Here is a 21,104-nt window from a genome sequence, read left to right on the forward strand (position 1 = left end):
CAAGAGGTGGCGAAGATCGGCGTGCTGTAAATAGTTATGCACATCACAGCGGGGCGTTTGGCTGTGATTGGCAGTCTTTGCCGGATTTTATTTTGTTCGATGATCTGCTTTCGGTGCCAAGGTGGCGTTTGTTTTGTTTCGCCGACCATATGGTGAAACCGAAAAAAAAGCGCTGCAATAGGCCGTTATATGCAAAAGGACGGCACTGTTGCCGTCCTGATAGCGTGATCGGTGGAGGATGGATTTGGGCGGTTAAGCCTGTCCGAGCGGTTCGAGCATGGAATGCATCAACGCTTCGTCGGGGGATTTTCCCTGGCCCAGCACAAAATTAAATGCCGGGAAGAACCGTTCACATTCCGATACCGCGATGTCGATCATTTCTTCGAACTGTTCGACCATCGGGGGGACGTCGCCGCCAAACAACAGGGTATGACGAAACAGCGGCATGTTTTCTTCGAGCCACAGACCAAAATGCCCGATCCAGAGTTGCTCGTTACATTTGGTCACCAGTTCATACATGCGCGGGCGCAAGGGTTCGGGCACGAACAGGTCAAAGCAACATGCGATGTGCAATGCTTCTGCATCGTCACGCCAGGTGAAATAGACCAGATACGTGCACCAATGGCCCGGAATCTCGACCACCACTTCATCGGTGCTGCGTCGTTCCAGGTGCCATTGGTTGGTGCGGGCGATATCTTCGACAAGGAGCAACGGATTTTCGTCGTCCATATCGCCAATATCGTCGGGTTGGTCGTTCATATAAACCCAGCCTGTTTAAGCATATGCGAAAGGGCGCGCACTATATGCCGCGGCGTGCCGTGTTTCAACCGCCCTTAATCGCAGGACTGCAATGAGTTTCATGTCATTGTCGTCCTGCGTTCCCAATTGGCCGGGTAAGACGGGGCTTATCCGATCAAAGAACGACGGTTATCTGACCTTAATGTGGGGAGTGCAGCCCGGTTATACGTCTTTTTTCGCAGTTGTTTTTGCGCTGGTGCGTTTTGCTGCCGGTTTTTTGGGTGCATCGGCAACGGCAAGGCGTTTTTCAAGATCGGTAATTTTGGCTTCGAGCGCGTCAATGCGCTCAGCCGCGCGAATGGCAACATCATGCACGACGTCGAATTCTTCGCGGGTGACCAGATCCATGTTCACCAGGATTTTCTCAAACTGCTGACGGATCATTGCGTCGACTTCGCCTTTGACGCCGGTCATGGTGCCCAGTGCAGAATTGGTGACACGGGTCAGGTCATCGAGAATGCGGTTATTGATTTGCATGTTCGTCTCCGGCGTTTGCGATCAAGTTGTTGATCGTAATATGGTTGGTTATGCGATGCGGGGCAAGTTGATCGTCCTTTCGGCGTGAGAATATCCTCGTTTTCAATGGCTTTTCTTGCTCCAGATCAGGGGCGGTCCTATAAAGTGGTCAGATTAGAATTCATGGGACGGGCGCACGCCCCGATACCCGTCAGGAGAACGTCATGCTTATCGTTACCGGTGGTGCCGGATTTATTGGTTCCAATATTGTTGCCGCACTTGAAGACCGCGGTGAAACCGACATTGTTGTCGTGGATCGCCTGCGCGATGGCATCAAATGGAAAAACATCGCCAAGCGTAATTTGCGTGACATCATTCATCCCGATGAACTGCCAGCATTTCTTGAACAGCATTCGGGCGATGTCGATGCGATTTTCCACATGGGCGCGATTTCGGCGACCACGGAAACCGACGCGGACAAGATCGTTGCCAACAACCTGAAACTGACCACATGGCTTTGGGAATGGTGTTCGCGCCATTCAGCGCGCCTGATTTATGCATCATCGGCGGCAACATATGGCGATGGCAAGCAGGGTTTTGATGACAGCTTTAACGAAGGCGACATGGCGAAACTGGCGCCACTTAATGCTTATGGCTGGTCGAAACACGCGACCGATCGCCGGTTCCGCCGCATTCTGGATCAAAACGGTTTCCGCCCCAAACAGTGGGCCGGATTGAAGTTTTTCAACGTCTATGGCCCCAATGAATATCATAAGGGCGGGATGCGTTCGGTCGTCTCCCAAATGTTTGACAAACTGTCAGCCGGGGAAACCGCGACCCTGTTTAAATCGCACCATCCCGATTATGAAGATGGCGGGCAGTTGCGTGATTTTGTCTGGGTCGGTGATGTGGTCAATATCATCATGTGGCTTTATGACCACCCCGATGTTAGCGACCTGTTTAACATCGGAACCGGCAAGGCACGCAGTTTCAAGGATCTGGCACTTTCGGTGTTTGATGCGATGGGCAAGGAGCCCAATATTAAATATGTGCCAACACCAGAATCGATCCGTGACAAGTACCAGTATTTCACCGAGGCCAACATGGCCAAGCTGCGTCAAGCAGGCTATGACGCGGAGATGACGTCGCTTGAAGAAGGTGTGCGGTGCTATGTGCAGGATTATCTGGCAACAGACGATCCTTTCCGCTGATCAAATGGGGGTTTTGGTGCCCGAAAGGTGACTGCCATGATGCTGCCCATATCCTTTGTGACATCCTGATACGCCATTTTGTTTAATCCCCGTTTCGGACCGGAGTTTTTTTGATGCTCAGCCTTGCCTTTCCGGCAATAGACCCGATTGCGATTTCCATCGGCCCGATTGCCATTCGCTGGTATGCGCTGGCCTATATCGCTGGCCTTCTGATCGGGTGGCAATACGTGGAGTATTATTGCACCAAAACCCCAAAGATCATGAGCAAAAACGATGTTGATGATTTGCTGTTCTGGGCCACACTTGGGGTGATCCTTGGCGGGCGGATTGGCTATGTGCTGTTTTACAATTTCGATTATTACATCGATAACCCGGCCAATATCCTGAAGGTCTGGCAAGGCGGCATGGCATTCCATGGCGGCTTTATGGGCGTGATTGTTGCGATTATCCTGTTTGCGCGCAAACGCGGGATTTCGATCCTTGCGGTTCTGGATGCTGCGGCGGTGGCGACACCGATTGGCTTGTTTTTTGGCCGGATTGCCAATTTCATCAATGGCGAGCTGTTTGGCCGTGCGACCGATGCGCCTTGGGGCATGGTGTTTCCCAATGGCGGACCGATGCCGCGCCATCCAAGCCAGCTTTATGAAGCCGCCCTTGAAGGGCTGATCCTGTTTATTGTTCTGTTTGTGTTGTCACGCAGTGCGTTTGTCCGCCACCGTCCGGGGATTCTCGGCGGGACGTTCGTTGCCGGGTATGGTTTGTCGCGGATCATTATCGAGTTTTTCCGTCAGCCCGACGCGCAGCTTGGCTATCTGGTGGGCGGGGCAACGATGGGGCAGTTGCTGTCGATCCCGATGGTTCTGGCCGGGGCGGCTGTCATTGCATATGCCTTGAAGCGCAAGCCGATTGAAACCCGCGTCCATCCCAAGGATGACCCCAAAAGCAAAGATGGAAAGACCGCGTGACCGAACCGTCTGCTAACCCACTACTTGAGCATATCAAACGCCGGATTTCGTTGTCCGGGCCGATCACGATTGCCGATTTCATGAGTGAGGCCCTCGGTCATCCTGAATTTGGCTATTACCGCAAACAGGACCCGTTTGGTCGGGCTGGGGATTTTATCACCGCGCCGGAAATCAGCCAGATGTTTGGCGAATTGATTGGTCTTTGGGCGGCGGTGAGCTGGCAACAGATGGGCGGCCCATCCAAAATCGATCTGGTCGAACTGGGACCGGGGCGCGGAACCTTGATGTCTGATGCCCTGCGCGCGGTGCGTAATGTGCCGGGCTTTAGTGATGCGATCACGGTGCGGTTTGTTGAAACCAGCCCGGTTTTGCGTACCCATCAGCAAACATCAATCATGCCATATGGCATTCCCGCAACATGGCACGAAGCGTTTGACGATATCCCCGGTCGGGCCGGTGTGCCGACGATTGTCATTGGCAATGAGTTCTTTGACGCGCTGCCGATCCGTCAGTTTGAACGTGGGGAAACCGGATGGGCCGAACGGCTTGTCGGGGTTGATGCAGCGGGTGGTGAACTTGGGTTTGTGCGCGGGCGCGAAACGCCGGTGGCCGATGCGCTGGTGCCTGCGACCCTGCGCGGGACGGCGAAAAAGGGTGATATTTTTGAGTCCTGCGGCCCGGCTATTGCCATTGCCGATCAGATTGCCCGCCGTTTAAATGACAACGGCGGGGCGGCATTGTTTATCGATTACGGTTATCCCCATAGTGCGTTTGGCGATACGTTGCAGGCGGTAAAGGCCCATGAATATCATCCGGTTCTGAACCAGCCGGGCGATGTCGATTTGACAGCCCATGTTGATTTCGCCGCCATTTCGCGCGCGATGATTGAGGCAGGCGCGCGGACCGGCGCGGTATTAACCCAAGGAACGTTTTTGGCGATGCTGGGCATTGAACAGCGTGCCGAACTTTTAAAAACCGATGCCAGCGAAGATCAGGCAAAGGCGATTGATCAGGCACTTGCGCGGTTGATTGCGCCCGATCAGATGGGAACGCTTTTTAAAGTACTGATCGGCTATGGTGCGACGACGACACCGCCTCCCTGCACTAGCGGGGTAGAAGGGTAATCCGATTAAACCCGTAAACGCCGACTGATGATGACGTAAGCACGGAGCACACCACACCAATGACCCATCCGATAACGCATGGCATCGCCCGCACCGTAAACGGGCTTGAGTGGTTTGAGGCCGAAAACCTTGGCGCGACGTCAGTTCTGCGACACGGATTTTTCAGCCGCAAGGGCGGGGTTAGCAACGGCATTCACGGTGGGCTTAATGTCGGATTTGGCTCCGATGACGATAAGGACCGGGTCGCCGAAAACCGCGCACGTGCCGCCAAGGTATTTGCGGTCACACCCGATGACCTGACAACGGTGTATCAGGTGCATGGTACGGATGTTGCCGTGCTGGATCGGGCGCTGTCACGTGACGAGGCGCCAAAGGCCGATGCGATGGTGACGGACCGTCCGGGTATTATGCTGGGCATTCTGACCGCTGATTGCACGCCGGTTTTGTTTCATGACCCCAAAGCTGGCGTGATTGGCGCATGTCATTCGGGATGGCGCGGGTCTTATGGCGGGGTTTCCGAAGCCACAGTGACGGCGATGGAAAAGCTGGGTGCGAGCCGCGAAAACATTATTGCCGCTGTTGGTCCGTGTATCGCGCGCGCATCTTATGAGGTGGACGCCGCATTCCGCGATACGATCCTTGGCGGACCAGAAGGCAACGAAGACCTTTTTGATGCGTCGTCGCGCGCCGGACACTATATGTTTGATTTGCCGGAATATGTGCATCGCCGCACGATTGCGACCGGCATTGCCAAGGTCGAACTTGTGGCGCGCGACACGTTGGCGCAAGAAGACCTGTTTTACAGTTACCGCCGGATGACGCTTCGCAAGGAGCCTGATTATGGCCGGCAACTTTCCGCGATCATGTTGTCAGACGCGTAAGGGGGATACGCCATGCCACATATGATTATGCTGTTTTTCTTTATGATCATCGCAACCATGGTTGGTTGCGCTTTGATGTGATTTTCAAAGTGGCTTTGATGAAATCGTTCCTCCGTACTTTCCTTCTTTTTGTTGTCACGATCATCCCGCTTGGTGCCTGCGGTGATTTGCCGCGCCCGTTTCAGGGTGCTGGGCGTGAAGGTGATCCGTCGCTTCTGGAATTGCGTGATACCGAAACCGTGCGGGTCGAAGGCGGCGAAGATTTGCCAGAAGGCGCATCGCAGCATCTGGCGCGGGCGATGGCGCGCGCATTGCGATCGCGTGATATCCCGGCCTATAGCGACAGTGACAAGGGCGGCGATTACATCCTGCGCCCCAATGTTCAGGCCAGTCTGATTGATGCCGGTGCATCAGTTGATATTACGTGGGTTCTGATGCGTCCGGATGGTCTGGCGATTGACACGACATCGGCCAAGGGGCAACTGAGCCCGGATCAATGGTTTGCAGATGTTCCGACCGAGCCAGAGGAAAGTGATCTTGCTGTGCCGCAGGAACTGGTGGACAAGGTGCGCGATCTCGGCGGGATTACGCAGGACCCGCAAGCGGAAACCTATGATGCGCTGGTGACCCAATCGGCCGACAAGATTGCCTTTATGATCACCGGGGATCGGACCGCATTGCGCGCAGCCCCGGTCATGAAAGTCGCCCTGATTGATTTTGCAGGCGCACCGGGGGATGGCAATACCGCATTGGCAAGGTCGGCCGGGGCACTTTTGCAATCCAAAGGGATCGAGATCGACAATACCGACATTGGGGATCATAGCGTAATCCTGTCGGCGACCACCCAAGTCACCCCGGTTGATAAAAGCAAATCGCGCACACCAGTGGACCGGGTGTTGATCGAATGGGTGATCATGGATGTCGATGGCACGGAACTGGGCCAGATGAAGCAAAACAATGTGGTTCCGCACGGTAGCCTTGATGAACGTTGGGGCACGATTGCATCGCTTGCGGCACAGGCGGCGGTTGAATCCCTTGAAGGTGTTTTAGGCCAGATCGCCAGCCGTAAGCAATGGCAGTTGCGTGCGCCTAAAAAGACCGCATCAGCGCGTTAGGGGGCTGTTGTCATATTGGTGTGGCGGGGGGATGCATGACTGCCTTGTCGTTATTCGCCATTGGGCCCATTTACAGACTGTTAACGGATGGGTATAAAGCCGCCGCGATCTGCCAAGATGCGGAGTAGCCAAACAGTGGTCTTTGAGTGTTGTGAATGTGTCGTTGTGCCGGATGGGGAAACCTTGAAAACCGGGGCTTTGAGCGGCAAGGGCATGCAGGGAACCATCCCGGCACTTCGTGCAGGGCGGAGTCGCAAATTCGTTTTTTCGCTTTCCCGGCACCCATTATCCGAGGCCCCGCTATGAAGATCCTCGCTGGTAACAGTAACCACCCGTTGGCTGAGGCAATTGCTGACCATCTGAACCTGCCGCTTACCCGCGCAGATGTTAAGCGATTCTCCGACGAAGAAATCTGGTGTGAAATTCAGGAAAACGTCCGCGGTGAGGACGTTTTTGTCATTCAGAGCACCTCTTATCCCGCAAACGACAATCTGATGGAACTTCTGGTGGTGATCGACGCACTGCGTCGAGGGTCTGCACGTCGCATCACGGCCGTCATGCCGTATTTCGGCTATGCCAGGCAAGATCGCAAATCGGGTCCCCGCACCCCGATTTCGGCCAAACTGGTTGCCAACCTGATTACGGTTGCCGGTGCAGACCGCGTTCTGACCATGGACCTTCATGCCGGTCAGATTCAGGGCTTCTTTGATATTCCGCTTGATAACTTGTTTGCGTCTCCGGTTCTGACCAGCGACATCCGCAACAAGTTCGAAGGCCAGAAACTGGTCATCGTTAGCCCGGATGTTGGCGGTGTTGCCCGTGCACGTTCGGTGGCAAAGCGTCTTGATGCAGAACTGGCGATCATTGATAAACGTCGCCCGCAGGCCGGTGTGTCGGAAGTCATGCATGTTATCGGTGATGTTAAGGATGCAGCCTGCATTCTGGTTGACGATATCGTGGACAGTGCCGGTACACTTTGCAATGCGGCAGGTGCATTGAAAGAACGCGGTGCGGCATCGGTTGCGGCCTATGTCTCGCATGGTGTTTTGTCGGGCCCGGCAGTTGAGCGTATTGCCAATTCGCCGATGTCCGAGGTGGTCACGACCGATTCGATCAAGGCATCGGATGCGGTGCGGACTTGCGCAAAAATCAGACAGCTTCCGATTGCGCCGCTGATGGCAGAAGCCATTCGTCGCATCTCGGAAGAAAAATCTGTTTCCGTTCTTTTCGATTGAGGGTATAAGGCCCTCGTCGCGCTGGCACCCCTGGAGGCCAGCGCGCTTGTTTTCGTGGGCTTTCAGCGGTGATTTACACCAACCTGCGTAAACAAATTTTATAGTTCAAGGAGATTTTCTGATGGCAAACTCTGTTATCACTGCGGAAATCCGTGAACGGGCCGGAAAGGGGGCCGCCCGTGCCGTGCGTCGTGCCGGTATGGTCCCTGGTGTTATTTATGGTGCAAAACAAGAACCTGTTATGTTCCAGATTGACCCGCGTCCGCTCATTAAGCTTCTGCATCAGCCTGGCTTCTTTTCTCACATTCTGACGGTTAACGTCGGCAAAGAGAAATACGAAGTCCTGCCACGCGACGTTCAGTTCGACAAAGTGACTGACGCACCGATCCATGTTGACTTCCTGCGCTTTGCAAAAGGCCAGACCATGAACGTGGAAGTTCCGGTTCGCTTCATCAACGAAGAGAAATCACCGGGCCTGAAACGCGGTGGCGTTCTCAATATCGTTCGTCACGACGTCGAAGTTATCTGTGCGCCTTCCGCAATTCCGGAAGAGCTGGTGTTCGACCTTTCGGGTGTTGAAGTTGGTGACTCGATTCACATCTCGGCAATCAAATTGCCAAAAGGTGTTGAGCTTACGATTACCGACCGTGACTTTACCGTTGCGACCGTTGCTGCTCCGTCCGCTCTGAAATCGGAAGATAATGCCGATGACGCAGACGAGGGCGAAGAAGAAGCAACGACCGAAGAATAAGATTGAGGTCTTAAGATGTTTTTGGTGGTTGGACTGGGAAACCCGGGATCGGGATATGCCGCCAATCGCCACAATATCGGCTTCATGGCGGCGGACGAACTCGTCCGCCGCCATTCTTTTGGTCCCTGGCGCAAAAAGTTTCAGGGGCAATTGTCCGAAGGTGAATTGAACGGGCAGAAAGTTCTGGTTCTGAAACCGGAAACCTTCATGAACCTTTCGGGGCAAAGCGTTGGCGAAGTGCTGCGTTTTTACAAGATTCCGGTCGAAGACGTTATTGTCCTGCATGATGAGCTGGACCTGCCGCCGGGCAAGCTGCGTGTGAAACGCGGCGGGGGCCACGGCGGACATAACGGATTGCGATCCATCGACGCCCATTGTGGCAAAGAATACCGTCGTGTGCGGTTGGGCATTGGACATCCCGGTGAAAAGTCACGTGTACATGGCCATGTTCTGGGGGATTTTTCCAAATCCGAACAGGATGGCTGGCTGATGACGTTGCTTGACGCGGTGGCAGCCGAGTTTGCCCGACTGACCAAGGGCGATGACGGCGGCTTTATGAGCAAGGTGTCAAACATCGTGTCACCGCCAAAGCCAAAGGCGCCGAAGAAAGATAAACCAGCGGCCAGCAAAGCCAAAGGTGAGGCCAGCGAACAAGAACCGGCTGGCGAAGATATGAACAATTTGTCGGGCGCAGCACAGGTGCGCATTGAAAAGGCCGATACCCCGGTCAGCAATGCCGCAAATGCGATGGCGCAAGCCCTTGCCAAGGCGTTTGGCAAAAAGAAATAGTCTTTCGGTTCGATCATATTCGAGCCGATCCTGATAGAAACAAATCAAGTTACGGAGCCCGGAAAGATGGGATTCAAATGCGGTATCGTCGGTATGCCAAATGTTGGTAAGTCGACCCTTTTTAACGCCCTGACCCAGACGGCTGCGGCCGAGGCGGCAAACTTCCCGTTCTGTACGATTGAGCCCAATACCGGTCGTGTCAGCGTTCCGGATGATCGTCTTGATAAAATTGCGGCGATTGGCAAATCGGCAACCATCATTCCGACCCAGCTTGAGTTTGTCGATATTGCCGGTCTGGTGCGCGGTGCGTCCAAGGGCGAGGGGCTGGGCAACCAGTTTCTGGCCAACATTCGCGAAACCGATGCGATTGTCCATGTGCTGCGCTGTTTCGAAGATGGCGACATTACCCATGTTGACGGGTCGGTTGACCCGGTACGCGATGCGGAAACCATCGAAACCGAATTGATGCTCGCCGATATGGAAAGCCTGGAAAAACGTATTCCGGGCCTTCAGAAAAAAGCCCGTCAGAACGAAAAAGAAGCCGTTTTGACGATGGAGCTGATTGAGCGTTCTTTGGTCGCGTTGCGCGAAGGCCAACCAGCCCGTACCGTCAAAATTGATGGTGAGGACGAAGAAAAAGCGTTCCGTATGTTGCAGCTTCTGACCAGCAAGCCGATCCTTTATGCGTGCAATGTTGACGAAGACAGTGCCGCAGACGGTAATGAATTGTCGGCCAAGGTTGCCGAAATGGCCGCCGCACAGGGTGCACGTTCGGTTGTGATTTCAGCGGCAATCGAGTCTGAAGTCGCCTTGCTTGACAGTGCCGAAGACAAAAAGGAATTCCTTGAAGGTCTTGGCCTTTCGGAAACCGGTCTGACGCGGTGTATCCGCGAAGGGTACAAGCTGCTTGATCTTTTGACCTTCTTTACGGTCGGTCCGAAAGAAGCACGCGCCTGGACGGTGTATAAAGGGGCGACGGCGCCGAATGCGGCGGGCGTCATTCACACCGATTTTGAACGCGGTTTCATCAAGGCCGAAACCATCGCCTATGACGACTTCATCGCATTCAACGGTGAAGCTGGCGCGCGCGATAACGGTAAGCTGCGTCAGGAAGGCAAGACCTACATCGTTAAAGACGGCGATATCTTCCATTTCAAATTTAACGTTTAAGACGCATATTAAACGTAACGAATTCAAAGCCGTCGCAGATTTGCGGCGGCTTTTCGTATCTGACAGGGCCGGTTCGGGTGCGAAGGGGTTGTCAAAATGGCCCGAAAAGGTCACCCTTCGCGAACGCAGTAATGAGGTCACGATGAACCAACTAAGCCCGGCAAAACGCATTCTTCTGGTTTTCAACTCCGCCACCGGTCAACCGGGCCGGGTTGGGGATGTCATGCGTCGCTATGGCTATACGTTCGATATTCGTCGTCCGGGTGAAGGTGATGTCTTGCCCCATGATCTTGACGGCTACCACCTTGTTGTTGTGTTTGGCGGCCCGATGAGTGCCAACGAGGATGATCTGGGCAATGTCAGTGCGATCATGGACTGGTTGCCCAAGGTGGTTGCCAGTGATGTAATGTATCTGGGCATTTGTCTGGGTGCACAGATGATGGCGCGTCACCTTGGCGCATCGGTTGCCCCCCATCCCGACGGCCTGACGGAAATCGGCTATTACCGGGTTCAGGCGACAGAGGCCGGGCGCGATTTATTTCCCGATAATATGATGGTCTATCACTGGCACAGCGAAGGCTTCGGCTTGCCCGACGGTGCCGAATTGATGGCGACCGGGCCAACATTCCCCCATCAGGCCTATCATATTGATGGGCGCATCTGGGGCATTCAGTTCCACCCGGAAGTCGATGATGAAAGTCACGAACGCTGGCTGTCAGGGGCGGGGGATAAGACCGATCGCCCGAACGGGCAAGGCCCCGAAGAGCAGCGCGCAGGCCGGGCGAAATATGACGCAGATTTTGGCGCATGGTTTGAACGGTTTGCCGCCAAGGTGCTGGTGTCGGACCGCGCACCGATGCGTGCCGGTTGCGGTGACTGAGCATCTCACCGCCTGATTTTCTCTCAGGCGTTTTCTGCGACAGCGGTTTGATGGTGGTTTAGCCATGTGAGAATGGCATTCTCGTCGAGCGGGAGTGTGTCGGCAATGCCGCCGTGGAAGGTATCCCATGCATCGGCATATTCACCCCGCACCCCGACCAGTACAGGAATTTCAAGTTCCATCGCGCGTGAGATGACATCGCGCAACCCCCGTCCTTCGGCCTCGCTTCGGCCAAAGCGCGCGACGATCAAAAGATCACTTCCGTCTTCGATATCTTGTGCGAGTTGTTCCGACAAGCTCGATAGCGCATCGCCGTCGAGCTTGCAGCCCTTTGCCATCGCTCCGCGGTTTTTCGTGATCGACATTTCCGCGCCAGACCGCAAGTTGCGGACATAGACCAAGGTGCCACAATCGCGGTCCTTATGGCGTTTTTGGATATATCCAGCGACGGACTTATGACCGGTCAGAAGATGATTGGTAATGCCGCCAAGAAGGTCATCAATCCGGTCTTTGGGGGTAAAGGGGATACCTGCGAGCATGTTCATAAGGTCCCGACCTTAAAACCGATCAATCACGGTGACGCCGGTTCCGACGAAACTGTCCATGTTCATAAGCGCCGTTGCGCCTTCGGCCAGTGTGACTCGGTCGCCGATGAGTTTTTGCGGGGTGAGTTTACCGGTCATGATCATGTCGAGCATGGCGTCATAGCGAAACGCCTGCATGCCGTGGCTGCCGAGAATTTCCAGTTCATGGGCGACAACGCGGTCCATCGGGACTTTGGCGTGGGCGTGATCGCCGGTCATAAGGCCGATCTGAATGTGTTTGCCGCGTTTGCGCAAACTGGCGACCGAGTTAAAGCAGGTCTGTTCACTGCCAAGGGCATCAACCGATACATGCACACCACCACGCGTGATGTCCTTGATCGCGGTTGGGATGTCACCAACGGTGCGGGCATTGAGCGTGGCATTTGCGCCAAGTTCCGTGGCAAATTCAAGTTTGGCGTCGTCAATATCAACTGCAATGACATAGGCCCCAGCGGCGGCGGCAATCATGATCGCCGATAAGCCGACCCCGCCCGCACCATGCACGGCAACCACTTGTCCGGCGGATACTTTACCCTGATCAATCACGCCGCGGAAACTGGTGGCAAAGCGGCAGCCGAGGCTCGCCGCGGTGGCGAATTCCATATCGTCTGGAAGCGCAATCAGGTTGGTGTCGGCATAGTCGATGGCAACATACTCGGCAAAGCTGCCCCAATGGGTAAAGCCCGGCTGGAACTGGTTGTCGCAGACCTGATGGTTGCCGCTGTGGCATTCAGGGCAATGTCCGCATCCCGATACGAACGGCACGGTGACCCGGTCGCCTTCCTTCCAGCGTTTGATGTCCTTGCCAACCCCGACAATGGTACCGGCAAATTCATGGCCCGGTACATGGGGCAACTGTACATCGGAATCATGGCCCATCCAGCCGTGCCAGTCACTGCGGCATAATCCGGTCGCGCCGACCTTGATCACAACGCCATCATTGGACGGGGTGGGATCATCAACGGTCTGAATGTTGATCGGGCCTTGGTACTCGGTGAAATAGGCTGCGCGCATTTTGGGGCTCCCGGCGTGAACGAGCGGAACGTTATCTTCTAAGTATCGTCCTTGTCGCGGTCGGAATGCAACCGGACAACTTTGGGCACACCAATGCCCGGCTTGGGGGCCGGTTTTGGTTTTGGGGCGGTTGGTTGATAGCGGCCCCATGGGGATGTGTCGCGGTCTTCGCCGGTCGGGGTTTCCTTGCCCCATGGGCCGCGCCGGTCGCGCTTCATCGCCGCACGCTTGGCAGCACGTTCGGCCTCATAGGCCGCAGCCCATGGTGGGACGCCAGCCCCGGAGGTACTTGCGCCGCGTGCCTTGCGCCCCGGACGGCCCGGGCGATAAACGCCAAATGCCGGTGCATGTGATCCATCATGCCAGAGCGGCACGTTGCGGTGCTTGAACAGAGGGATCAGGACAAGCCCGGCAATGAAGCCCGCAATATGGGCAACCCACGCGATGCCGCCGCCAGCACCGCTTCCGAAATTAAAGACCTGTGTCACGAACCAGAAGCCGAGAACAAAGACGGCCGGGACGTAGAAAATGAACACCCAGAAGAACCAGACCAGAATGCGGGCCTTGGGATAGAGCAGAAAATACGCCCCCAAGACACCGGCCAGCGCCCCCGACGCACCAATCATCGGAATTTGCGACTGGGTGTCGAGCAACCCGTGCCCAAGGGCGGCGGCAACCCCGCACAGCAGATAGAAAATCAGGAAGCGGAAATGCCCCATGGCATCTTCGACGTTGTTCCCAAACACCCAGAGATACAGCATGTTGCCCGCAATGTGCATCCATCCGCCATGCATAAACATGGAGGTGAAAATCGATAGGAATTCATATCCGGGCGGGAAAGCAGCAAGTTGCGGGGGCAGATCGGCATGGCCAAACAGGACGGCGGGAATGGCCCCGTATTGCAAGGTGGCCAGCGTGGCGCCCTTTGGACTAAGTGATATGGTGACAAGGAAGACAGCCACATTAAGCGCAATGATGGCATAGGTGACCCAAGGCGTTATCGTGGTCGGGTTGTCGTCCTTGATCGGGAGCATCGGCTCGGTACTAATCCTGTGGCACGTTTACGTAAGGTTGCGTTTTAGGCCCGAACCGTTTTGGCGTATGGACCAATAGATCAGGCGACATTCGCCTGTTTCTGTGCGGTCAGGCTATCACGAAGGTGGGCAGCCAACTGACGATATTCACGCTTTCGGGCTGAACTGCGGCGCCAGACCATGCCGATGCGCCGAATGGGGACCGGGTTTTCAAATGGAATGATCTTTAGCGAATCCGGGCGGCGGGCTTCGACTTCCAGCGACATTTCAGGCAAAAGCGTCGCTCCGACACCGGCAGCAACCATTTGCACCAGAGTTGACAGGCTGTTGGCCTGAAAATCGGCAGACTTGCTCCAGCCAGCTTTCTGGCAGACCTCAAGCGCCTGATCGCGCAGGCAATGACCGTCTTCGAGCAATAAAAGCTTTTCGTCCTTGATGTCGGCGATCTCGATATGGCGTTTTTTGGTCAGCGGGTTATCCGGACTGCACGCAAAGACGAACCGGTCTTCAAACAGATCAAATTCTTCCAGCCAGTTTTCTTCGATCGGAAGCGCGATCAGCGCCAGATCAAGTTTGCCCGCGGCCAGAAGTGATACCAGCTTGGATGTCTGGTCTTCGCGCAGGAAGGGCTGCAGTTTGGGGAAGCCTGATTTTAACTGTGACATCACATCGGGCAAAAGATACGGACCAATTGTCGGGATCACCCCGATATGGATCGGACCCGAAAGCGGTTCGGTCGCGGCCTGTGCCATGGTGGTCAGTTCATCGACTTCATGGAGGATACTTCGCGCCCGCGAAACGACATCTTCGCCCAGCGGCGTGATGAGGACCTGGCGCTTATTGCGTTCAACCAGCTGTGCCCCGAGCAGGTTTTCAAGCTCGTTAATTGCGGCCGAAAGGCTCGGCTGGGTGATAAAGCATGCCTCGGCAGCGCGGCCAAAATGGCCACATTCGGCTAAAGCGACAAGATATTTGAGCTGCTTGATGCTGGGTTGGGCAGCCATTAATTTTTCCTATCAACAAGCGAAGTTTTATCTATTTGTCTTAGTTAGTGCATTTCACTACAAATCGCCAGCAGTGAGTGTTCATTTCGCACTTGCGTACAAGAATTAGCGGCCTGTCGGGGGCCGCAATTGGATTTTTTAACTAGGGTTAGGAGTAACCATAATGCTTACCGTTGGTGATACGCTTCCTGAATTTAATCTGACTGGTGTTTCGGGAAAATCCCCGGATAGCTTCGCACCGGTTACCGATAAGTCCTATGACGGCAAATGGAAGATTTTGTTCTTCTGGCCGAAAGATTTCACTTTTGTTTGCCCGACCGAAATTGTTGGTTACGGCGAACTGAACGGTGATTTCGAAGACCGTGATGCGGTTCTTCTGGGCTGCTCGACCGATACCGATTTCGTCCATGCTGCATGGCGCACCCACCACGAAGATCTGGGCGACAGCCCGTTCGTATGGCTGGCTGACGAGAAAAAAGAACTCTCGACCGCTCTTGGTGTTCTGGCCAAAGACGCCGGTGTTGCGCTGCGTGCGACCTTCATCGTTGATCCGGACAACATCATCCGTCACGTGCAGGTAAACGACCTTAACGTTGGTCGTAACCCGCATGAAGCACTGCGTATTCTTGATGCGCTTCAGACCGACGAGCTGTGCCCGTGCAACTGGACCCAGGGTGACGAAACCCTCTAAGTCGCTTTACGCGATTTAATCCAGACGATTTTGGGATCGGGCATCTGCCCGGTCCCGCTTTCAGCCCATCGGATATTTATCGATCCTGATGCCTGCACATGAGGCAGTTGGGTGGCGGCTGATTTGTTTAATGATTTTTGCGACGTTCGCATCACGTAATTCAGGGGAAAACCAATGACTTCGATTACCGAAATCAAAGACGCAATGCCAGCCTATGCCAAGGACCTGAAGCTGAACCTGTCGAGCATGGCGAACAATCCGGGCATGACCGATCAACAGGTTTACGGCACCGCGCTGGCCTGTGCTTTCGCATCGCGCAACGCCAAATTGATCAAGGCAGTTGCCGCAGAAGCCAAAGCCAAGCTTTCCGAAGAAGCCCTTGAAGCCGCCAAGGGGGCGGCCGCAATCATGGGCATGAACAATATCTATTACCGGTTTGTGCATCTGGTTTCAGATGACGAATATGGTTCTATGCCTGCGCGCCTTCGGATGAACATCATCGGCAAGCCGGGCATTGATAAAGCTGATTTTGAGCTGTTTTCAATTGCGGTTTCGGCGATCAATGGCTGTGGCATGTGCATCGATAGCCATGACAAGGTGCTTAAAGGCGCTGGTGTCAAAAAAGAAACCATCCAGAATGCGATCCGTATTGCGTCTGTGATCCATGCGGTCGCGGTTGTCATCGACGCCGAAGACGCATTGGCCGACTAAGCCAGCAGAATTTCCGGGTTACGGCCCGAACGGAAAAGCCCCGGTTGCATGATGCAGTCGGGGCTTTGTTTGTTTTGATGGTGTTGGCACCTGGCCCTAGGCTGTGACAGGTGCTTTGATGCCAAGGTGTTTTAGGCTCGCAGTAATCACGTGATCGGGTTGATCAAAATGCGGGATGTGGCCGCATTCCTTGATCAGCATTTTGGTCACCGGGCCGCTGACATGTTTACAGATGGTGTCGACCTGATAGTCACTGCCAAACTGGTCATCATCGCCCTGTATCACCAAAAGCGGGCAGGTGATGTTGGGCAGTTCGTCAACCATGTTCCAGTCGCGAAATTCCGGCTGGCGCCATGTATCGACCCATGATTTGAACACCATGTCGGTCTGGAAAAAATGATGGCGTTCGAGTTTGGTTTTCCAGTCGGTCGTGGCATAGATTGAGGCCGCATCATTGATCCCGGCAATGGTGACGTCTTCAACGAACACATGGGCGGCTTCGGATATGACAGCGCTAACATTGTCGGGAAAGCGTGCGGCATATTTAAGGGCAATGGTGGCCCCGTCGCTGTGCCCAAACAGGATCGGGCGGGTGAGACCAAGTTGGCTGATCAATCCATGCAGATAGACATCACTTTCGACATTGTGAAAATCAATCGGGCGCGGGACATCTCCGTTCCCATGTGGATCAGACCGTCCATGGCCACGCCGTTCATAAATGATCACCGGATGTTTGGTGGCGGTGGCAAGCTTTGCCGGAAAGTCGCGCCACATGCGAATGGTGCCCAGGGCCTCGTGCAGGAAAATGATGGTGGGGACATCGTCCATCACATCGAGGGGAATGATCCGTTGGCAGGACAGGCTGACCCCGTCGACGGTGACATAGAAATTCTCGTTTAACATGGCGTGTCCGATTTATCGGTAATTTGGTGCGCAATTGTTGAATTGGATAATGGACAAAAAAACAGGGCCCGGCAAGTGCCGGACCCTGTGAAATGTTTTTCAGCGAGGAAATGCTGAACCCGTGCGCCCTATTTCAAAGCAGCACAAGCACGCTTGATCCTTGCGCAGGCTTCGGTCAGGGCCGCATCCGAGGTCGCATAGGAAATGCGGAAATACGGGGCCAGACCAAATGCCGAACCCGGAACCGCAGCAACACCTTCTGCTTCAAGCAGGTAGGTGATGAAATCGGTATCGGTTTCGATTTTCGTGCCGTCCGGGGTGGTTTTGCCGATTACGCCCGCACAGGACGGATAAACGTAAAACGCACCTTCGGGTTTTTTGCAAGACAGGCCTTCGCATTCGTTCAGGGCTGCGACAACCAGATCACGACGGCCTTTGAAAACTTCTGCGCGTTCGGCAAGGAAATCCTGCGGACCGTTCAGGGCCTCGACCGAAGCAGCCTGACTGATCGACGATGTATGCGTGCTCGACTGGGACTGAACCTTGTTGATCGCCTTGATCAGCTCAACCGGACCTGCCGCATAGCCAAGACGCCAACCGGTCATGGCATAGGATTTCGAGACACCGTTACAGGTCAACGTGCGGGCTTTGAGCTTTGGCTCAACCTGCGCGATGGTGGTGAATTCGAACCCGTCATAAACGAGGTGCTCATACATGTCGTCAGACATGATGTAGACATTTTCATGTTTGAGCAAAACGTCCGCAATCGCGCGCAACTCACCGCGCGAATAGGCAGCACCGGTCGGGTTGGACGGGGAGTTCAGAACCACCCATTTGGTTTTTGGCGTGATGGCAGCTTCAAGTTCGGCTGCGGTGATTTTAAAATCGTTTTCTTCCTGACATTCAACAATGACAGGGGTGCCTTCGGCCATCAGCGCCATATCCGGGTAGGAAACCCAGTACGGTGCCGGGATGACAACTTCGTCGCCCGCGTTCAGCGTTGCAAAGAACGCATTGAACAGGGTCTGTTTACCACCACACCCGACGGTGATTTCGTCGATAGTGTATTCCAGGTCGTTTTCACGTTTGAACTTTTCGACAATTGCCTTGCGCAGCTCGGGTGTGCCGGCGACCGGAGTGTATTTGGTCTTGCCTGCATCGATGGCGGCTTTGGCAGCGGCTTTGATGTTGTCGGGGGTATCGAAATCCGGCTCACCTGCGCCAAGACCGATCACATCAACGCCAGCGGCTTTGAGCTCGGCGGCTTTGGTGGTGACGGCAATGGTGGGAGAAGGTTTGATACGGCTCAAACGGTCGGCAATAAACGCCATTGGTCTGTTTCCCTGGAATGAAAAAAGAAGTGAAAAGAATCGCGTTCTTTCGGATCGGACCCTACGCCTGCCTTAATTGCAATTCAAGGCTCATTCGGCGCTTCTGCGGGTTCTTTGGGATGATTTGATCGTATTTTCGACCCTTGATCTGTCTGATCGGAAAGAACTTAACCCTTAACGCCATGAATTGGGCATTGTTCCCATTGAGTGGCGTCCTGACATCTCCTGACATTTCCTGACAGGATGTGTCAGGGGTGGGGCTTGCGGTTGGGCATATCTGTCTTATAACTACACATAGGATAAAACAGGGGCCTGCCCGATGAATGCGCTACCGGAATTTTTGACAAAACGCCGCCCGCCGGTCGAAGGATCGCGGGAATTCAAGCTGGTGACCGAATATCAGCCAGCAGGTGATCAGCCCGCCGCGATTGCCGAGCTTATGGACGGCATCAATGATGATGAGCGTGATCAGGTTCTGCTGGGTGTGACCGGGTCGGGCAAGACCTTTACCATGGCCAACATCATTTCACAGACCCAGCGTCCGGCATTGGTTCTGGCCCCCAATAAGACACTCGCCGCCCAGCTTTACGCGGAAATGAAGTATTTTTTTCCGGAAAATGCGGTCGAGTATTTCGTGTCTTATTACGACTATTATCAGCCGGAAGCCTATTTGCCGCGCTCTGATACCTATATCGAAAAAGACTCGTCGATCAATGAGCAGATCGACCGGATGCGTCACGCGGCAACCCGTGCGATTTTAGAGCGGAACGACTGTATCATCGTTGCATCGGTATCGTGCATTTACGGTATTGGGGCGGTTGAAACCTATCTTGAAATGACGCAGCGCATTTCGGTTGGCGATGAAGTTGTTCGCAACGACATCATGAAGCGTTTGGTCGAACTGCAATATACCCGCAATGACGCCGCATTTTCACGCGGGACATTCCGGGTGCGCGGCGATGTTTTGGAAATTTTCCCGGCCCACTCGGAAGACCGCGCATGGCGAGTGTCGATGTTTGGGGACGAGATTGAGGAACTGGCCGAGTTTGATCCGCTGACCGGGCATAAATTTGCCAGCATGGATTCGGTCACGGTTTATGCCAATTCGCACCACGTCACCCCGCGCCCGACCTTGGTGCAGGCCATGACGGGTATCAAGCAGGAGCTGAAAGACCGCCTTGCCCAGTTCCAGAACGAGGGAAAGCTTCTGGCAGCTGAGCGGATTGAGCAGCGCACGACGTTTGATCTTGAGATGATGGAAACGGTTGGCCATTGCAAAGGGATCGAAAACTATTCGCGGTGGTTGTCGGGGCGTAATCCCGGTGATCCGCCGCCGACCCTGTTTGAGTATTTGCCCGAAAATGCGTTGCTGTTTGTCGATGAAAGCCACGTTGCCGTGCCCCAAATCGGCGGCATGTTCAAGGGTGACTTTAACCGCAAATTCACGCTCGCCGAGCATGGATTCCGTCTGCCAAGCTGTGTTGATAACCGACCGCTGAAATTCGAAGAATGGGAAGCGATGCGCCCGCAAAGCGTGTTTGTGTCGGCAACACCGGGCAAATGGGAAATGGAACGTACGGGCGGCGTGTTTACCGAACAGGTGATCCGGCCAACCGGGTTGATTGATCCGGTGTGTATTATCCGCCCCGTCGAAACGCAGGTTGATGACTTGCTGGGTGAGGCCAAGGAATGTGCCGCCAAAGGGCAGCGGGTTCTGGTCACGACCCTGACCAAGCGCATGGCCGAAGATTTGACCGAATATCTGCACGAACATGGCATCAGGGTGCGGTATCTCCATTCCGATATTGATACGCTGGAACGGATAGAGATTATCCGCGATTTGCGTCTTGGCGTGTTTGATGTGCTGGTCGGGATTAACTTGCTGCGTGAAGGGTTGGACATTCCCGAATGTGCGCTGGTGGCGATTCTGGATGCGGACAAAGAAGGGTTCCTGCGGTCGAAAACATCACTGGTGCAGACCATTGGCCGTGCGGCGCGTAACGTTGATGGGCGTGTGTTGCTTTATGCCGATAAGATGACCGACAGCCTTGAATACGCGATTGATGAAACCAACCGTCGGCGCGAAAAGCAGGTTGCCTACAATGAGGCACATGGCATTACGCCCGAAAGTGTGCGGTCGCGGATCAATGACGTCATCGAAAGTGTCGCCGAACAGGATTACGTCACGGTCGATACCGGTGTGTCGGGCGATACGCTGATTGGTCATAACCTGCGTGCCCATATCGAAGATCTTGAAAAACGCATGCGTGATGCCGCCGGGAACCTTGAGTTTGAGGAAGCCGCCCGTCTGCGTGACGAGATCAAGCGACTTGAAGATCAGGAACTTGGTCTGGCCGAAGCAGGGCCAATGGCGCGAACGATTGGTACTATCGGACCCGGTTCGAAATCAGCCAATAAATCAAAATACAAGGGGCGCCGCCGCAAGGGGCCTTAAGA

General features: G+C 54.6%; 21 protein-coding genes. 13 read left to right on the forward strand and 8 right to left on the reverse strand.

The window, feature by feature from the left end:
- Nucleotides 1-252: 252 nt before the first annotated feature.
- Together COO92_RS01930 and COO92_RS01935 are read right to left on the reverse strand one after the other, a co-directional pair.
- Entirely contained in the window at nt 253-759 is a 507-nt protein-coding gene (locus COO92_RS01930) for a type III secretion system chaperone family protein (protein ID WP_101299427.1), read from the reverse strand.
- A gap of 201 nt (nt 760-960) precedes the next feature.
- Complete coding sequence (locus COO92_RS01935; protein WP_022731243.1) at nt 961-1,275, reverse strand: accessory factor UbiK family protein; 315 nt, start codon at nt 1,273-1,275, stop codon at nt 961-963.
- 203 nt (nt 1,276-1,478) lie between these two features.
- On the opposite strand from COO92_RS01935, the gene rfaD reads away from it, so the two are divergent.
- The 10 genes from rfaD (at nt 1,479) to COO92_RS01985 (ending at nt 11,375) form a co-directional block, all read left to right on the forward strand.
- Nucleotides 1,479-2,465, forward strand: coding sequence for an ADP-glyceromanno-heptose 6-epimerase (gene rfaD, locus COO92_RS01940; protein WP_101299429.1), 987 nt, complete (start codon nt 1,479-1,481; stop codon nt 2,463-2,465).
- 110 nt (nt 2,466-2,575) lie between these two features.
- The gene (lgt, locus tag COO92_RS01945; protein WP_206186339.1) at nt 2,576-3,430 is read left to right on the forward strand and encodes a prolipoprotein diacylglyceryl transferase; all 855 of its coding nucleotides are present in this window, start codon (nt 2,576-2,578) and stop codon (nt 3,428-3,430) included.
- Nucleotides 3,427-4,554 (forward strand): class I SAM-dependent methyltransferase, encoded by a 1,128-nt coding sequence (locus tag COO92_RS01950; protein WP_101299433.1) that lies wholly within the window; start codon nt 3,427-3,429, stop codon nt 4,552-4,554. The genes lgt and COO92_RS01950 overlap by 4 nt, the downstream gene beginning before the upstream one ends.
- 59 nt (nt 4,555-4,613) lie before the next feature.
- A complete protein-coding gene (gene pgeF / locus COO92_RS01955; protein ID WP_101299435.1) occupies nt 4,614-5,435 on the forward strand; it encodes a peptidoglycan editing factor PgeF in 822 nt (273 codons plus the stop codon).
- Between the two features lie 98 nt (nt 5,436-5,533).
- Nucleotides 5,534-6,550: a hypothetical protein gene (locus COO92_RS01960; protein WP_101300005.1), complete on the forward strand. Its 1,017-nt coding sequence runs from the start codon at nt 5,534-5,536 to the stop codon at nt 6,548-6,550.
- A 302-nt stretch (nt 6,551-6,852) separates the two neighbouring features.
- Complete coding sequence (locus COO92_RS01965) at nt 6,853-7,785, forward strand: ribose-phosphate pyrophosphokinase (RefSeq protein ID WP_022731249.1); 933 nt, start codon at nt 6,853-6,855, stop codon at nt 7,783-7,785.
- A gap of 121 nt (nt 7,786-7,906) precedes the next feature.
- The gene (locus COO92_RS01970; RefSeq protein WP_101299438.1) at nt 7,907-8,536 is read left to right on the forward strand and encodes a 50S ribosomal protein L25/general stress protein Ctc; all 630 of its coding nucleotides are present in this window, start codon (nt 7,907-7,909) and stop codon (nt 8,534-8,536) included.
- Nucleotides 8,537-8,551: 15 nt separating this feature from the next.
- A complete protein-coding gene (gene pth, locus COO92_RS01975) occupies nt 8,552-9,325 on the forward strand; it encodes an aminoacyl-tRNA hydrolase (RefSeq protein WP_101299440.1) in 774 nt (257 codons plus the stop codon).
- Between the two features lie 66 nt (nt 9,326-9,391).
- Nucleotides 9,392-10,495 (forward strand): redox-regulated ATPase YchF, encoded by a 1,104-nt coding sequence (gene ychF, locus COO92_RS01980; protein ID WP_101299441.1) that lies wholly within the window; start codon nt 9,392-9,394, stop codon nt 10,493-10,495.
- A gap of 142 nt (nt 10,496-10,637) precedes the next feature.
- Nucleotides 10,638-11,375 (forward strand): glutamine amidotransferase-related protein, encoded by a 738-nt coding sequence (locus tag COO92_RS01985; RefSeq protein ID WP_101300007.1) that lies wholly within the window; start codon nt 10,638-10,640, stop codon nt 11,373-11,375.
- A gap of 23 nt (nt 11,376-11,398) precedes the next feature.
- Here the strand turns inward: COO92_RS01985 and COO92_RS01990 are convergent, their stop codons facing one another.
- From COO92_RS01990 to COO92_RS02005, 4 genes are all read right to left on the reverse strand, one after another.
- A complete protein-coding gene (locus COO92_RS01990) occupies nt 11,399-11,914 on the reverse strand; it encodes a DUF2478 domain-containing protein (RefSeq protein ID WP_101300009.1) in 516 nt (171 codons plus the stop codon).
- A gap of 18 nt (nt 11,915-11,932) precedes the next feature.
- Nucleotides 11,933-12,973: a zinc-dependent alcohol dehydrogenase family protein gene (locus COO92_RS01995; protein ID WP_101299442.1), complete on the reverse strand. Its 1,041-nt coding sequence runs from the start codon at nt 12,971-12,973 to the stop codon at nt 11,933-11,935.
- Between the two features lie 38 nt (nt 12,974-13,011).
- Nucleotides 13,012-14,007, reverse strand: a complete 996-nt coding sequence (locus tag COO92_RS02000; RefSeq protein WP_101299444.1) for a rhomboid family intramembrane serine protease — start codon at nt 14,005-14,007, stop codon at nt 13,012-13,014.
- Nucleotides 14,008-14,087: 80 nt separating this feature from the next.
- Nucleotides 14,088-15,011 carry a LysR substrate-binding domain-containing protein gene (locus COO92_RS02005; RefSeq protein ID WP_101299446.1) on the reverse strand — a complete coding sequence of 308 codons (924 nt, stop codon included), beginning with the start codon at nt 15,009-15,011 and terminating at the stop codon, nt 14,088-14,090.
- Nucleotides 15,012-15,174: 163 nt separating this feature from the next.
- Here COO92_RS02005 and COO92_RS02010 point away from each other — a divergent pair, with 163 nt between their 5' ends.
- Nucleotides 15,175-15,702 (forward strand): peroxiredoxin, encoded by a 528-nt coding sequence (locus tag COO92_RS02010; protein WP_022731265.1) that lies wholly within the window; start codon nt 15,175-15,177, stop codon nt 15,700-15,702.
- Between the two features lie 174 nt (nt 15,703-15,876).
- Nucleotides 15,877-16,413, forward strand: coding sequence for an alkylhydroperoxidase, AhpD family (ahpD, locus tag COO92_RS02015; protein ID WP_101299448.1), 537 nt, complete (start codon nt 15,877-15,879; stop codon nt 16,411-16,413).
- A 96-nt stretch (nt 16,414-16,509) separates the two neighbouring features.
- On the opposite strand, the gene COO92_RS02020 is transcribed toward ahpD, so the two are convergent.
- Nucleotides 16,510-17,316, reverse strand: a complete 807-nt coding sequence (locus COO92_RS02020) for an alpha/beta fold hydrolase (protein WP_101299450.1) — start codon at nt 17,314-17,316, stop codon at nt 16,510-16,512.
- 128 nt (nt 17,317-17,444) lie between these two features.
- A complete protein-coding gene (locus COO92_RS02025) occupies nt 17,445-18,647 on the reverse strand; it encodes an aspartate transaminase (RefSeq protein WP_101299452.1) in 1,203 nt (400 codons plus the stop codon).
- Between the two features lie 319 nt (nt 18,648-18,966).
- On the opposite strand from COO92_RS02025, the gene uvrB reads away from it, so the two are divergent.
- Nucleotides 18,967-21,102 carry an excinuclease ABC subunit UvrB gene (gene uvrB, locus COO92_RS02030; RefSeq protein ID WP_101299454.1) on the forward strand — a complete coding sequence of 712 codons (2,136 nt, stop codon included), beginning with the start codon at nt 18,967-18,969 and terminating at the stop codon, nt 21,100-21,102.
- Nucleotides 21,103-21,104 lie beyond the last annotated feature (2 nt).

Origin of the sequence: Thalassospira lohafexi (assembly GCF_002844275.1) — a bacterium.
Classification (GTDB): Bacteria; Pseudomonadota; Alphaproteobacteria; order Rhodospirillales; family Thalassospiraceae; genus Thalassospira; species Thalassospira lohafexi.

Excerpts from the sequence above, each read along its gene's own strand:
- COO92_RS01965 (WP_022731249.1), top strand. The coding sequence starts at position 6,853 with ATGAAGATCCTCGCTGGTAACAGTAACCACCCGTTGGCTGAGGCAATT.
- COO92_RS01995 (WP_101299442.1), bottom strand. The coding sequence starts at position 12,973 with ATGCGCGCAGCCTATTTCACCGAGTACCAAGGCCCGATCAACATTCAG.
- pth (WP_101299440.1), top strand. The coding sequence starts at position 8,552 with ATGTTTTTGGTGGTTGGACTGGGAAACCCGGGATCGGGATATGCCGCC.
- COO92_RS01990 (WP_101300009.1), bottom strand. The coding sequence starts at position 11,914 with ATGCTCGCAGGTATCCCCTTTACCCCCAAAGACCGGATTGATGACCTT.
- COO92_RS02010 (WP_022731265.1), top strand. The coding sequence starts at position 15,175 with ATGCTTACCGTTGGTGATACGCTTCCTGAATTTAATCTGACTGGTGTT.
- COO92_RS01960 (WP_101300005.1), top strand. The coding sequence starts at position 5,534 with ATGAAATCGTTCCTCCGTACTTTCCTTCTTTTTGTTGTCACGATCATC.
- COO92_RS02025 (WP_101299452.1), bottom strand. The coding sequence starts at position 18,647 with ATGGCGTTTATTGCCGACCGTTTGAGCCGTATCAAACCTTCTCCCACC.
- pgeF (WP_101299435.1), top strand. The coding sequence starts at position 4,614 with ATGACCCATCCGATAACGCATGGCATCGCCCGCACCGTAAACGGGCTT.
- COO92_RS02005 (WP_101299446.1), bottom strand. The coding sequence starts at position 15,011 with ATGGCTGCCCAACCCAGCATCAAGCAGCTCAAATATCTTGTCGCTTTA.
- ahpD (WP_101299448.1), top strand. The coding sequence starts at position 15,877 with ATGACTTCGATTACCGAAATCAAAGACGCAATGCCAGCCTATGCCAAG.
- COO92_RS01985 (WP_101300007.1), top strand. The coding sequence starts at position 10,638 with ATGAACCAACTAAGCCCGGCAAAACGCATTCTTCTGGTTTTCAACTCC.
- COO92_RS02020 (WP_101299450.1), bottom strand. The coding sequence starts at position 17,316 with ATGTTAAACGAGAATTTCTATGTCACCGTCGACGGGGTCAGCCTGTCC.
- rfaD (WP_101299429.1), top strand. The coding sequence starts at position 1,479 with ATGCTTATCGTTACCGGTGGTGCCGGATTTATTGGTTCCAATATTGTT.
- uvrB (WP_101299454.1), top strand. The coding sequence starts at position 18,967 with ATGAATGCGCTACCGGAATTTTTGACAAAACGCCGCCCGCCGGTCGAA.
- COO92_RS01930 (WP_101299427.1), bottom strand. The coding sequence starts at position 759 with ATGAACGACCAACCCGACGATATTGGCGATATGGACGACGAAAATCCG.
- COO92_RS01970 (WP_101299438.1), top strand. The coding sequence starts at position 7,907 with ATGGCAAACTCTGTTATCACTGCGGAAATCCGTGAACGGGCCGGAAAG.
- COO92_RS02000 (WP_101299444.1), bottom strand. The coding sequence starts at position 14,007 with ATGCTCCCGATCAAGGACGACAACCCGACCACGATAACGCCTTGGGTC.
- ychF (WP_101299441.1), top strand. The coding sequence starts at position 9,392 with ATGGGATTCAAATGCGGTATCGTCGGTATGCCAAATGTTGGTAAGTCG.
- COO92_RS01935 (WP_022731243.1), bottom strand. The coding sequence starts at position 1,275 with ATGCAAATCAATAACCGCATTCTCGATGACCTGACCCGTGTCACCAAT.